Source organism: Chitinophagales bacterium (assembly GCA_017303415.1).
In the GTDB taxonomy this organism is placed as follows: domain Bacteria; phylum Bacteroidota; class Bacteroidia; order Chitinophagales; family Chitinophagaceae; genus SpSt-398.
On the sequence record JAFLBJ010000001.1, the window covers coordinates 2229579 to 2243589 of the forward strand.

Sequence of the window (14011 nt, forward strand, 5' to 3'; positions counted from 1 at the left end):
CTAACCCATAATTAATTTTTACGGAAGCCTTTCATTTTTAAGGACTTAAAACTATCTTGCCCCACAAATGTCAAACTTAACCACGCGATTTCAGGGTCTTTTTGACAAACTCTTGCAAAAGGGCTGGGCCGAATGGGCCATGATCATTCTTTTGGCCATGGTGCCTCTTTTTACGCATTTTCCTTTTCGGGTGAATATATTTCTGTCCTGGGAAGGCGCTTATCGGCTTTATGAGGGACAGGTGCCGTATCGTGATTTTGGTATTCCGATGGGGTATATGTATTGGGTGGTTCCGGCAGTTTTCTTTAAAATATTTGGCCCTGCCATGATTACACTGGTAAAGGCCCAGGTGTTTATCAATATTATTTCCGGATTTGCCTTCCGTTCGATTTTAAAGAGTCTCGGTTTGGACAGGGGCATTCGATTTATCGCGTTGTTTGTGTATTGTGTGTCGTATTCTTTTTTCAATTTCTGGCCCTGGTATAATCATACGGTGATCGTATATGAGTTTGTGACCCTTGCCTTTCTCTTTCGTTATCTGGGCACACCCGGTACTGGCTGGAGATCCTGGTTGAATCTGATTGGTGCAGCCTTGTTCACGGGCATTACCTTTATGACCAAGCAGGATGTAGGGGGGATGACCCTGCTGCTTGGGCTGTTCTTTTTAGCCTATGGATGGTGGCTTGACCGCCGTTTCAAGCCGGTGCTTGTGTATCTGATCGCTACTGCATTCTTTTTATTCCTCTTCATATTCCCCTTTCTGAGTTATTCCTTTGGCTATTGGTTCAACCATGGCCAGCCACCGCATACAGCGCGGTTTTCGATGGGTGATATCATTGGCGATTTCTTTAATCATTCCCAATGGATCAAGTTCTATCTCTTGTTGATCCTGCTATTTCTCCTCGGAAAAAGAACAAAATGGTTGGCTTTTCTTAAGGATCGGAAAAATGGGTTATTCTTTTTTCTGGTCATTGCTATCCTGGGCGAAGCGGTAGTGATACAAGTGACCAGTTATACCCCTCCGGACAATAATATTTTCTTTCACAGTTTTGCCATTGCCTATTTGTTGTTTTTGGCGGCTGAGGTATTTGATATCCGCTTTTCTCAGTTGCGTTATTTTTTCCCGGCATTATTGGGTGTTGCGCTTTGGTGGAGTGGGGTATTCTGGAAGTACCTTGACCGGTTTACAGCCCGTTCGGCAGGAAAGGAAGAAACAACACAGGCTGTTTCCGGCGAAAACCTGGTGAACAGGAATACATTCATGATCACTAAAGACAGTTCGATACCAGAGGCCCAATGGGTATTTTCCGATATACCGGTCTTTAAAGGGATCTATATGCCTGCCCCAACCGTGGAAGGGATAAAGAGGATACAGGCGATGCCAGTCTGGAAAGAAAAGGGTAGTGAGGTGAATGTTTTGAATATGACTGAGCTTACACCATTGGCTGAAGCGATTCCCTTTAAGTTGGAACGGAGCCCTAATTATCCACTTTGGTATCATTTAGGTGTTTCCATGTTCAATCGGGAGGCAGAAATGTTTGAAAAAAGAATCGGGCAAAAAGAGTATGATGTTGTTTTTTTTGAATACATAAAAGGACTGAATAACTTCTATCCATTCCGCGTAAGAGACTCCCTGCAAGCTCATTACCACAAAATTGATTCATTTTATGCGCCCCGTCGCGGCATGGAAACCATGGGAATCATTGAGATATACACCAAATAGGTAATTTCCTCATTCTTTAAAATATAATGATTTCCGCTTCATTAAGTTGGAAAAAATGGTTTATTTTACAGCTCGATCTCCAATCCGAGGAAAATCCTTAATCCCCGCCCTCCCATTTATTTATTTAATTCCGCAATTATGAAACAAAATTTACCTTTTGTAACCTTTTCTTTTGGATTGACCCGCCGGATTTTCAGGAGGACGCTGATCTCTAAAATGGTAGCCTTCGCCAGTTTATTCCTGCTTTTACAACCTGCTGCCCGCTCACAAGGCAGTGGTAGTGCTGTACAGTTTGATGGAGTGGACGACTACGCCCTCATCTCCACACTATCCTTTAATTCCTCCTACACCAAGGAGGCCTGGGTTTTCTTTACCGGGACCAATGCAACATTTTACAACATTGTTTCCGGACAGAACACTGCATTCTGGGTGAATGGTGGATTTCTTTCTGGAGGCCACCTTGCCACCGGATTTACACAGATCCAGGATCCAACCCCGTTCCCTACAAACGTGTGGACACATGTGGCATTGACCTATGATGCCGGTGTCAACGAATTGCGTTTGTATAAAAACGGGATTCTGGTTGCCGGACCTGTAACACCAGGAGCTTTTGCCGAAGGGCAACAGCAGATAGGCGCTTATTTTGATGGAACCTTTTATATTTTCCCCTGGCTGGGTGCCATGGATGAAGTACGTATCTGGGATGTAGCCCTTACTCAAGCCGAAATCAGGGACTATATCTGCAGCAAAGTGACCAATACCCATCCCCAGTATGCCAACCTGGTTGGATACTACAAAGCCGATGAGGGAAGCGGAGCCATATTAGGAGATGATCTGGGTATCAATGACGCCTCCCTGGTCAACGGCCCTACATGGATCACTTCAGGTGCTTCCATTGGAGATGCCAGTACACATGACTACGTAAATGCCACCAAAACAGCCAGCATTACTTTTGCCGGTACCGGCGAAAGCCTGACTGCCACCAGCACTTCTGGTGCACCTGATGCCATTCACGTTTACCGCGTAGATGCCGCCCCAGCCAATGCTACCGGCATTGCAGGTTTGGGCGATAACAATAAATATTTTGGTGTGTTTCAGGTTGGCGGAACGGCCCCACAATACACAGCCGTTTATTTTTACAGTAATATTCCTCTTTTCCCGGATGAGACCGTTGTACGTCTCTTTAAGCGTTCTGGAAATGATGCCGCCTCCTGGGTCAATTCCTCCGCTACCCAGGATCAAGGTGCCAATACGATGACGGTAACCGGCGAAAGCACAGAATACATTCTTGGTGCTACAGGTTATTCGCTTCCCGTAACATTTGGTTCCTTTAGCGCCAGCCGGGCCAGAAATGGCGTTCAGTTGTCCTGGAGCACGGTTACCGAAGTAAATAACTCCGGATTTGTTATCCAGCATTCAGGAAATGGGGCTCAGTGGACCGACCTTACTTTTATAGCCGGGGCTGGTAACTCTGCCACCGAAAAAAGATATGGATACCTGCATACCTCACCGGTAAAAGGATCTAACTATTACCGGATCAAACAGGTGGATATTGATGGCCGCCCAACACTCAGCGAAACCCGCTTTGTGAATGTGGTAAACAAGGCCGGTATTACTGTCTATCCTGTTCCTGCCTCTAATAGCGTGACCATCGATATTAACAAAGAAGGCCTGTTGAATACAGAAGCCCGCTTAATTGATGTACAGGGTAAAGTCATGAAGCGTATCATCATCAGCAATGTTCAGGAAACAGTCTCCCTTGAGGATCTGATCAGAGGAGTGTACTACCTGCAATTTGCCGATGGAACCGTTCACCAGGTGGTGAAACAATAGGAAGTAAGTATCAACCAACACAATGGCCCCGTCAAAAGCGGGGCCATTCTTATTTTAACAGGTTTCCCAAATATCCGCCCCCCTCCATCATCCAGGCAATACCGAGGTGGACGATCAATCCTCCGATCACCGACCGGGAATGATAACTCACTATTCCCAAAAGCAATCCGCCTCCAAAAGAACTGATACATTCAAACAGGGGCTTCCCAAAATGAATGGTGCAATAAAAACAGGCCATTGGCAAAATCGCATCGCGACCGGCAAACCGGGCAAATGAAAAGATCAGAAAGCCACGAAAGAATACTTCGATCCCAATGAAATCACTTCCATAAGCCAATTCAAAAAGGAACTTTTTCCAGCCCGAATTTTGGGCCCCTTCCAAATAGGGGAGTACCACTTTTAATTTTGGATACATGGCCAGAAAATCGGCTTGGGTGGAGGCAAAAACCACCAACGGGATCATTAGAATCAACATGTATAAATAAGGCCTGAGTGGGGTAGAACGCCAGGTGAGTCCGAAAAAAGAGGGATCCGTTTTTTTATAAAATAAAAATAACACACCAATTATCAGCAATAAGCGGGAGGGCCAGTAAAGAATGTAATCCCAATAATCATTCTTATTTCCCGGTAAGAACCAGGACGCCGGTGGACCAAATCCAGATTTCAGCGAGAAAAGGATCACGGCCGTAAAAAATAGCAACAGGAATTTTGGTTGTTTCCAATAGGAAGCATCATTAAACCATGAACTGAGGAGATAAGGGAGACCAAATGATAAACTAAATAAGAGTATCCGGCCTGTAACACCAGCTCCCGGAAGGCCCGGTAAATTGGTCAGCCATGTTTCCAGCCCATATTTATAATTCAAAAAAATAAGCAGGGCGATAAAGCATATACACAGGGCTAAGAGCCTCTTATTCAGATGCCTTTTGTAGTCTGTCAAATATGGCCAGATGATTTTCATACGTATGGAAAAGTAGTTTTTTTTAACGGGGTATTAAACTTTTTTCATGCAACCCCTTCTTAAAATACGTACTCCATTTCTGAACCCTTTAAAACGTATAGCCATGAAATTTTTAGCCATGAAGAAAATGAGCACGTTGTTGCTCTCCGCTTTACTCCTTGTTTTTTTATACTCCTGCCAGAAGGAGAATAGTGCCAACACTTCAGATAACCTGACTGCAGAAGAAGCGGTGACCTATTCTGATGAAGGCATGGCAGCCGAAGCCAGTTTTGATGATGTTAATGATCTCGCTTTGTCCGCCGCCGATGAAGAAACCAATGCGCGCGAAGGAAATTCCAATGGCCGTCTTTGGTTATTTGCTGAACTCCGTCTTCGTATCGGACAGTGTGCAGAGATTACCGTTACACCCGATGATTCCACCTATCCCAAAACTGTTGTGATTGATTTCGGCGATGGTTGCCTGGGCCTTGATGGAAAGTTTCGCCGGGGTGCGCTGGTGTTGAATTTTTCAGCACCGATTCGTCAGGCAGGCGCTGTGGTATCATTGACCTTCCGTGATTTTTATCTCAACCGTGCTCACCTGGAAGGCACCATCACCTACAAAAATCAAAAAGAAAATGGGGTGCATAAATACAGTATCACGGTTGAAAATGGAGCCTTTACCTTACCAAACGGACGTGGTTTCAAATTTGAAGGTGCCCGCGTAGTCACTCAGGTGTCAGGTATGGATACCCGCAGTATCCGGGATGATGTGTACAAGATCGAAGGCCGCTCGAAGACTCTTTACAATAATGGCCGTGAGGTTGTATTGACCACGATCGATCCGCTGATCAAAAAGATCAATTGCCCCTGGATCTCTGAAGGCACTCTCAAGATCCGTATTAATGACCGTGTATTTAAACTGGATTATGGTTTCCCCAACAACGGCGATTGCGATGATAAAGCGCTCCTGTTGTGGAACAATGATCTTGATCAGAAAGTGATCACCTTACCCTAAAGCATAAACAGCCCCCTCATGTGATGGTCCTCCCCGAAAGGGGAGGACTTTTTTTATGGAAATCCTTCCGTATTTTTATTAAACAAATAACTGATATGAGAAAATTCCTTCTTCCATTCTTTTTTCTTTTTTTCCTTGCCCTTCATTTTTCCGCGTCTTCGCAAAAGGTTAATGGATGTGGGTTTAAGGTGCCTCCCCGGTCCTTGTTAAAAACACGGTTTGCCTCAGTTTATGAAGCCAGGGATATCATTCGAAACATGCTGGATACCATCAAATGGAAGGAGAATTTTAGCGTAAGAGAATCCAATGGTATTCAGAATGCCTATGCCACCATCATTCAAGGTGTGCGGTGGATCGTGTATGACAATAATTTTCTGGAAGATATTGACGAATATGCGGCCACAAAATGGGCTTCCATCAGTATTCTGGCCCATGAAATGGGGCACCATTATTATAACCATGTAGTGTCGAGTCAGGGGAGTACTCCGCCCAGGGAGATCGAGGCCGATGCATTTTCAGGGTTCATCATGGCGAAACTTGGGGCGAGCCTGGAACAATCCATAGCCGCCATGCAAACGATTGGAACTGACAAAGCCAGTTCCACCCACCCGGCTAAGAAAGACCGCCTGGATGCCATAACTCGTGGCTGGAACGCCGGGAAGGCGAATAGTGTGCCTGTTTCTGGTACGGGTAGCGGCGCGGGTACAGGAACAGGAACCGGAACAGGTTCGGGTTCAGGTTCAGGAACAGGCAATCCCACCACGCCGAGTACACCTCCAGCCAGTGATCCAAGCTGGATCTACCTGACAATCCAAAGCAGTAAGAATGAAACCGTTTACCTGAGTGATGATGGAAAGAAATTTCAGGCCGTGGAGATCAAACAGGGGCAGCCCTTTGTGTTCAAGTATGATATTTATAATTATGGGTGGCTGCGCCTCCCTTATTATAACGGATACCGGGTGTTCAAATTAATGCATGGAAAAGACTACAGCATCTTATGGAACAGGAGAAAAGGGATATGGACCGTAGTGGAAGTAGGGGATTGATTCTTTAAAAATTAAACAGAAAAATATGGCAATATCGCGTCGAAAATTTTTAGGCAATACAGGAAAGGCCGCTTTTGCCCTGCCTGTACTTTCATTGGGTAAGGCCAGTACTACCGGAGAGATCGAATACCCTTTTGTACACCAGGTATATGTATGGCTAAAAAATCCGGATTCGGAAAAGGACATTCAGGCCTTGGTGGAAGGTATGCGGAAACTCGCTGCGGTTAAGACCATACGGCAGTATCATATTGGATTGCCGGTAAAATCACAACGAGATGTAGTGGATTCCAGCTATACGGTTTCCTGGTTGGTATTATTTGAGAATAAAGAGGATCAGGATGCCTATCAGGTCGATCCCATACATCTGAATTTTGTTAAGGAGTGCTCGCCGCTATGGAACAAAGTGGTGGTGCATGATTCGATCCGTGTATAAGGATTATTTCTCGTACCCCCATTTTTTCATCACAGCCAGGTCTTCACGGGCGCAGTCCAATGGCGCTTTGCCCTGGTAGGATTCCTGTTCAATGATGTAATGAACATTCTTGGTGTTTTTGCGGATCATATCGATCACCTCCTTGAGGTTTACAATGCCTTTACCCAAGACACAGCTTTCATATTTTTCATGTCCACCACCCGAGGCAGGAATTTCATCTTTTACGTGCAGTGATTGGAACCGTCCGGGATATTTTTTTACAATATCCATGGCTTTGGCACCTCCATTGTACAGATTTCCTGTATCCAATTGCTGGATCACATAGTTAGGGTCTGTATTATCAAGGATCAATGCGTACATGGATTTTCCATTCAATTGTTGGCTGAATTCAAAGTCGTGGTTGTGATAGCCGAATTTCATACCTGATTTCTGGCAGAGCTCACCACTTTTATTGAAGACATCCATGAAACGCATGAGTGAATCATAATCTTTGCGTTGATCCATTTCCAATGCCGGACTGATCACGTATTGTTGTCCCAGCAAGGCTGCATCCTCCACCGTGTATTTCCATTCATCGGTAAAATCCCTGGTGTTTTCATTCCAATGGCTGGCACGTAATACCGTATGGCCACTTGGCATTTTCATGCCCAACCCTTCGAGTAGTTTTTTGAAATCAGCCGGTGTGTAACCATAAAATTTCCGGTTCACATAATTTGCATGTTCCACATATTTATATCCCATCGAGGCCAATTGGGTAAGGGTACCTGAGGGATCTTTATGCATATCATCCCGAACGGAATACAGTTGAATGCCTACCAGTTCGGGTGTTTGTATTGCCTTGTCTTTCCAAAATTGATTCAAGGCCAATAGGCTTCCTGCGGTGAAATAAGAACCCTGACGAAGGAATTCCCGGCGGGATTGTGACATACATTTTTGTTTTTGGTATAGGGAAGATAGGTAATTATTCTGTTCCCTGGCACGGAGAGGATTCCAGGTTAAAAAAGAGAAAGTTGTTCTGGTTTCCGATAGGGTTTGTAAATGGAAATAGTTTCTGTACTTAAAACAGGTAGGTCAAATACCGGGCTTGGTGCATACCGCGAGGCAACATGCAAATGGGTTCTGCCCATATGCGGGGCGAAAAGCTGTTCAACCCGTTTTGGGTCATTGTTATTTTGAGATAGGTGGGAGAGTACAAGGTGTTTAAGTTCCGGGTGCCGGTTTTGGGTAAATAGGTTCAGGGCTTCGTCATTGGAAAGATGCCCTTCACCATCGGAGATGCGTTTTTTAAGGTGGAGCGGGTAAGCTCCGTTCATGAGCATATCCCGGTCGTAATTGGATTCCAGAAAAGCGGCCTGACATTGTTTAAAATAATGTATCACTTTTTCACAGGTCTGTCCAATATCAGTAAGCACAGCCACATGCGTACCGGCGGTAGAAACAACAAAACTGTGCGGATCGGCGGCATCGTGGTATTTCCGGAAAGGGAGCACATGCAGGTCGCCAATGGGCACACTTTCTTCGCTTTGAAACCGAAAGAGGCGGGAAGGGTCGAGGTTCAGCCGCCCTGAACGTTGGGTGCTTTCCGTAATATATACCGGAAGCGCATATTTTTTTGCGAGTACGGGAAGGCCACTAATGTGGTCGGAATGTTCATGGGAAATAAAAATGGCTTTGACCTTGTCAATTTCCAAACCCAATTGATCCATTCGTCTGATCGTTTCCCGGCAACTGATGCCTGCATCGATCAATACCGCGGCTTTGTCCGTTCCCACATAATAACAATTTCCATTGCTTCCTGAATTTATCGATGCGATCTGTAAACCCATTTTAAATAATAAATAATTCGCGGTGTCTCTGTGGTTACTTTTTAGATTTTGGCTTAGCTTTTTTCGCAGCAGCTTTTTCTTCATTCTGTTTCACCCTGAACTTAACAATTTCAGTTATCAGATCGAGGGGGAGGGGCTTGTCCAGCGGAAACTGGATCGTTCCTTTGGAAAATTGGTAGTTCTTTATCTCTTTGACAAAGGCTTCTACGCCAACGGCCCCCGGGTAGAATCCTATATGTTTTGCGTATCCACCAAAATAAACAAGGGGTCCAGCGTGCTTATAGGCCGGCATCATGTAGCTGATCGATTCCTCGGCTTTGGGTGCGGCTGCGCGAATGGTTTTTCGCATTTGCTTAAGCAGTTTCTGGGTCGGGGCCGGGAAGCCTTCAATATAGGCTTCAACTGTGGCGGCAACAGGGCTATTCTTGCGCAAGTTTGATCGGTTTTGGATTATCGATGAGGATTAAATTTCGAGTTTCTTTTTCAGGTTTTCAAAATTCTGGGTCATGTCTTTACCCACCAGTTTATCCATCATGAGGTTCATCACATTCATAGGAAACTTTGTCCGGCCATAAAGCTCCTGTGAAACCTTTGTCTGCCCTTCGCCAACAGTTTCAAACCGGGTACGCGCCCAGTTGGTGGCCTCGAATGGCTTTTTGAACCGCAACTCCACTTCTATTGATTCCCCTTCCTGCATTTTTATGATCTCCTGTTCTCCTATCCCTACATTCTTATCGTCACTTTCCCAGGAGGATCTGAAACCAGGCGTTCCATCGGTACCGGTATATACTATTTTGATCTTTGGGTCACGCATGACCCAAACACTATATTGCTCCTGGTTTCGAATGAGTTTTACATAGTCAAATACGGCTTGCCGGGGGCAGTTTATTAAGACTTCCTTTTGTACAGAAAAGTCTTTTTTGACCAAAAGAGCGGTCACGAGGAAAAGGGCTAAAATACCCCCGACCACATACAGGAGGATGAGTAAAAATTGCATTGGGTTTTCGTTTGGTGACCCCCTAAAGCTACCAATTTCGGGAAATTGTAACTACTTTTATCCCACAATCCACATTTTATGAAAAAAACAAGCCTCTTGTTTCTGGCCATTCCATTTTTGTTTTTGCTTGCCTGCAAATCCACCCGCAAGCTGTATGAACAAGGAGATTATGAAAAAGCCTTTTATTCGGCCATCGATGACCTTAAAAAGAACCCCTCCAATAACAAGGCCCAGGCCATTCTTCCCGATGCATATTCTGCCGCCAGCCGCCTCCATCTTAACCAGATAAAAAGTTCGAGTAATGGGAGTGCGAATAATATCCAGAAGCTGGATGCGATTTATACATCCTATCTGGCCCTTCAGCGTATGTACAATGCTGTGCAAGGAACACCGGGTGCTTTCAATCTGATCCGCGCGGAAGACTATGCTTCAGAACTCGAAGCAGCCGCGCAGAATGCCGCCGATCTGCACTACGAACGGGGTATTGATTTCATGAGCCGGGGGGGAAAGAAGAACGCTCAGAAGGCCTATGAGGAATTCAGTGACGTGGATAGTTATATGCCCGGATATAAGGATGTAGTGGAGCGAAAAGAGGAAGCGCTTGATCTGGCCCTGACCCGTGTTGCGGTGAACAATATCAACCAGCAGTTTGGATTTTACAATGTCAATGCAGCATATATGGACAATGAGATTCTGCGTGACCTTAATAATTTGGGAGATGATAACTATTATGTTTTTTATAATGAATATAATTCTGCCTTGAAAGATATCAGGGTAGATCAATTCATGGACCTGATGATGTCTGATATCTGGTTTGGCAGTCCTTCCTCCAATAAATATTCCTATACTGTTTCCAAAGAAGTCACGGTTACGGGGCCCAAAGATTCTGTGTACAAACAAACCGTCTATGCCACTGTCAATGTGGAAAGGCAGGTCGTGGAGGCCCGGTCGGTCATGAGCTGCCGGGTAACGGATGCCGAAACCCGCCGAATCATTATTACCGAACGGTTTCCCGCCAAATATACCTGGGAGAATCAATTGGGTTCATTTACCGGCGACTCCAGGGCCTTATCGGAAAAGGATAAGGCGATCATCAACGGGAGTTTTAAAAACCCGCCATCTTATGATGACCTTTACCGCGAATTGACCCGGCAGATCATGTCGGAATTCACGAGGAGAATGAGGCAGGTGTATGCTTTGTGAGACGTGAGGGGTGAATCGTGAGGCATGAGGCTTCTCACGCCTCACGCCTCACGCCTCACGCTTCACGTCTCACGATTTCTTCCTATCTTCGCCGCTATGACAGCAGAAAAATTGAAAGATTTGCGGTCCCGTCTTGACGGGATAAGGAGGTTTCTTTGACGTCGAGAACCGTCAACAGAAAATAACGCACGAAAAACAACTATCGCTTAGTCCCGGTTTCTGGGATGACAACAAACGCGCGACTGAGATCATGAAGAATATCCAGCAGAATGAATACTGGGTAAAACTTTATGAATCTACGGCATCGGCAATTGAAGATTTCTCCGTTCTATTTGATTTTTGGAAAGAAGGTGAAGCCACTGAAGAAGAGGTCAGGGAGGCATTTGAAAAAGCAGAATCCGGCGTGGAAGATGCGGAATTCAAAGGTACCCTGAACAATCCAGAGGATGAGCTGCCGGCTGTACTACAGATCAATAGCGGTGCGGGGGGAACAGAAAGCCAGGACTGGTCGGAAATGCTCGCCCGGATGTATCGAATGTATGGGGAGAAGCAAGGCTGGAAGGTGACTGAACTCGATTGGGTTTGGGGTGATGGGGCAGGGATCAAAACCTGTACCCTTCAATTTGAAGGCCCGTTTGCCTATGGCTTTCTGAAGGCTGAGAGCGGAGTACACCGCCTTGTGCGTATTTCCCCATTTGATTCCAATGCCCGCCGGCATACTTCTTTCTCCTCCGTATTTGTTTACCCGTTGGTGGATGATACGATCAATATTGAGATCAAAGACAGTGAAGTGAAGATGGAAACTGCCCGTAGTGGTGGTGCCGGTGGACAGAATGTAAACAAGGTGGAGACCAAGGTATTGCTCACGCACATCCCCACCGGTTTTGTAGTGGTTTGCCAAACGGAAAGAACCCAGTTAGGGAACCGCGAAAAGGCCATGCAAATGTTGAAGAGCCGTTTGTACGAAGAGGAATTGCGGAAACGGGAGGAATTGAAGAATGCGGCCAATGCCAATAAACGGAAAATTGAGTGGGGCAGCCAGATTCGCAGTTATGTTTTCCATCCTTATAAAATGATCAAAGACCACCGCACAGATCATGAGACAGGAAATATTCAACCAGTGATGGATGGTGAGTTGGATGGGTTTATAAAAGCGTATCTGATGCAATCTGCCGAGGAAGGTTAATGACTCGATTGTCAGGGTTTATTCCGCGTTTTATCTGATGTAATTTCGACCTTTAAAAATAAAACCAGCACCTAAAATATTCAAATTCTCAAATCCTCAAATTATTTTATATGAGCTTTGGAACTTTCTCTTACCCGATGCCGATCAATGAGCCAGTACTCAATTATGCCCCCGGTTCTGCCGAAAGAAAAAGGCTGAAAGAAGTATTGGCGGAGTTAAAAGGTCAGACGATTGATGTGCCGATGTATATCGGCAGGGAAGAAGTAAGGACTGGTAAAAAAGTGGCCATGCATCCACCTCATGAAACCAGTCATACCCTGGGTCATTTTCATGCAGGGGATGAAAGCCATGTACACCAGGCGATCGATGCGGCTTTGGCAGCGCGCGAATCCTGGGCAGCGATGAGTTGGGAGAACAGAGCGAATATATTTCTAAAGGCAGCCGACCTGATGGCCACCCGGTACCGCCCCTATATGAATGGTGTGACCATGTTGGGACAAAGCAAGAATGTTTTTCAGGCGGAGATCGATGCGGCTTGTGAGCTGATTGACTTTCTGCGGTTCAATGTTCATTTCCTGAGTGAGATCTATAAGCAACAACCTATCAGTGGCCCGGGTATGCATAACCGAATGGAATATCGTCCGCTTGAAGGTTTTGTCCTTGCCGTTACCCCTTTCAATTTTACAGCTATCGGGGGCAATCTGCCTACCTCTGCCGCGATGTGTGGTAATGTGGTCGTGTGGAAGCCTGCCAATACACAGGTATATGCCGCCCAAATGACCATGCGTATTCTGAAAGAAGCGGGATTGCCCGATGGTGTCATCAACCTCATTTATGTAGATGGCCCCACTATTGGTAAGGTTTGTTTTAATCACCGTGATTTTGCCGGGGTACATTTTACCGGCTCTACAGGCGTTTTCAATAACATGTGGGAGACCATTGGTAAGAATATGTCCAACTACCGGTCCTATCCGCGAATTGTAGGTGAAACAGGGGGTAAGGATTTTGTGATCGCGCATAAAACAGCGGATGCCGATGTAGTGGCGACCGCCTTGCTTCGTGGTGCGTTTGAATTCCAGGGACAAAAATGTTCTGCTGCCTCACGTGCCTATATTCCCTCCAATCTGGCTGCAGCAGTTAAAAAGAAACTGATAGACGGTGTGAACAGTTTTAAGATGGGATCCGTTGAAGATTTTTCGAATTTCATCAATGCAGTAATCGATGAAAAGAGCTTTAATAGCATCAAACGATATATTGACAATGCCAAACAGGATCCCCAGGCGGACCTATGGGTAGGCGGCGTATGTGATTCTTCGAAAGGATGGTTTATTCAACCAACGGTCATAGAAGCAAAAGACCCGAAATATGTAACCATGTGCGAAGAGATCTTTGGGCCGGTATTGACGGTGTACGTTTACCCGGAAAATGAATTTGAAAAAACCCTTGAACTGCTGGATAATACCTCACCCTATGCGCTTACAGGTTCAGTGATCTCCAAAGACAGGGAAGCAGTGGAACTTGCTACCAATAAACTACGAAACGCGGCCGGTAATTTTTACATCAATGACAAACCTACCGGGGCGGTAGTAGGCCAGCAACCTTTTGGCGGCGCCAGGGGAAGTGGTACCAATGATAAGGCCGGATCTATCCTCAATCTGTATCGTTGGTTAAGCCCGCGTACGATCAAAGAAACATTTAATCCGCCTGTGGATTACCGGTATCCGTTTATGGCGGGGGAGTGATTTTCGTGAGATGTCAATCGTGAGACGTGAGTCGTGAGTTCATACTCACGACTCACGACTCACG

At 45.7% G+C, this 14011-nt stretch carries 13 protein-coding genes; 8 read left to right on the plus strand and 5 right to left on the minus strand.

From position 1 onward, the window contains the following. The first annotated feature begins 67 nt into the window (after positions 1 to 67). Positions 68 to 1723, plus strand: a complete 1656-nt coding sequence (locus J0M30_09640) for a hypothetical protein (GenBank protein MBN8667751.1) — start codon at positions 68 to 70, stop codon at positions 1721 to 1723. A 138-nt stretch (positions 1724 to 1861) separates the two neighbouring features. Beyond that, entirely contained in the window at positions 1862 to 3556 is a 1695-nt protein-coding gene (locus J0M30_09645; protein MBN8667752.1) for a T9SS type A sorting domain-containing protein, read from the plus strand. 49 nt (positions 3557 to 3605) lie between these two features. On the opposite strand, the gene J0M30_09650 is transcribed toward J0M30_09645, so the two are convergent. Further along, positions 3606 to 4517 carry a CPBP family intramembrane metalloprotease gene (locus J0M30_09650; GenBank protein MBN8667753.1) on the minus strand — a complete coding sequence of 304 codons (912 nt, stop codon included), beginning with the start codon at positions 4515 to 4517 and terminating at the stop codon, positions 3606 to 3608. A 103-nt stretch (positions 4518 to 4620) separates the two neighbouring features. Here J0M30_09650 and J0M30_09655 point away from each other — a divergent pair, with 103 nt between their 5' ends. The 3 genes from J0M30_09655 (at position 4621) to J0M30_09665 (ending at position 6993) form a co-directional block, all read left to right on the plus strand. Next, positions 4621 to 5514 carry a hypothetical protein gene (locus J0M30_09655; protein MBN8667754.1) on the plus strand — a complete coding sequence of 298 codons (894 nt, stop codon included), beginning with the start codon at positions 4621 to 4623 and terminating at the stop codon, positions 5512 to 5514. Between the two features lie 95 nt (positions 5515 to 5609). After that, positions 5610 to 6560, plus strand: a complete 951-nt coding sequence (locus J0M30_09660) for a hypothetical protein (protein ID MBN8667755.1) — start codon at positions 5610 to 5612, stop codon at positions 6558 to 6560. 25 nt (positions 6561 to 6585) lie between these two features. Then, on the plus strand, positions 6586 to 6993 hold the full coding sequence (locus J0M30_09665; protein MBN8667756.1) for a Dabb family protein: 408 nt from the start codon (positions 6586 to 6588) through the stop codon (positions 6991 to 6993). Between the two features lie 3 nt (positions 6994 to 6996). Here J0M30_09665 and J0M30_09670 read toward each other — a convergent pair whose 3' ends face one another. The 4 genes from J0M30_09670 to J0M30_09685 all read right to left on the minus strand — a co-directional run bounded on the left by J0M30_09670 (position 6997) and on the right by J0M30_09685 (position 9816). Further along, positions 6997 to 7920 (minus strand): sugar phosphate isomerase/epimerase, encoded by a 924-nt coding sequence (locus J0M30_09670; protein MBN8667757.1) that lies wholly within the window; start codon positions 7918 to 7920, stop codon positions 6997 to 6999. Between the two features lie 68 nt (positions 7921 to 7988). Further along, positions 7989 to 8819: an MBL fold metallo-hydrolase gene (locus J0M30_09675; GenBank protein MBN8667758.1), complete on the minus strand. Its 831-nt coding sequence runs from the start codon at positions 8817 to 8819 to the stop codon at positions 7989 to 7991. Between the two features lie 34 nt (positions 8820 to 8853). Then, positions 8854 to 9168, minus strand: coding sequence for a DUF1801 domain-containing protein (locus tag J0M30_09680; GenBank protein ID MBN8667759.1), 315 nt, complete (start codon positions 9166 to 9168; stop codon positions 8854 to 8856). A gap of 114 nt (positions 9169 to 9282) precedes the next feature. After that, entirely contained in the window at positions 9283 to 9816 is a 534-nt protein-coding gene (locus tag J0M30_09685; GenBank protein ID MBN8667760.1) for an SRPBCC family protein, read from the minus strand. A gap of 78 nt (positions 9817 to 9894) precedes the next feature. Here J0M30_09685 and J0M30_09690 point away from each other — a divergent pair, with 78 nt between their 5' ends. From J0M30_09690 to pruA, 3 genes are all read left to right on the plus strand, one after another. Beyond that, entirely contained in the window at positions 9895 to 11019 is a 1125-nt protein-coding gene (locus J0M30_09690; protein MBN8667761.1) for a hypothetical protein, read from the plus strand. Positions 11020 to 11115: 96 nt separating this feature from the next. Next, positions 11116 to 12205 (plus strand): peptide chain release factor 2 gene (prfB, locus tag J0M30_09695; protein MBN8667762.1). Its coding sequence is split into 2 segments (ribosomal slippage): positions 11116 to 11175 and positions 11177 to 12205, totalling 1089 coding nucleotides; the frame shifts between segments, so codons are not numbered across the junction. A 110-nt stretch (positions 12206 to 12315) separates the two neighbouring features. After that, complete coding sequence (gene pruA / locus J0M30_09700) at positions 12316 to 13947, plus strand: L-glutamate gamma-semialdehyde dehydrogenase (protein ID MBN8667763.1); 1632 nt, start codon at positions 12316 to 12318, stop codon at positions 13945 to 13947. The last annotated feature ends 64 nt before the right edge of the window (positions 13948 to 14011 follow it).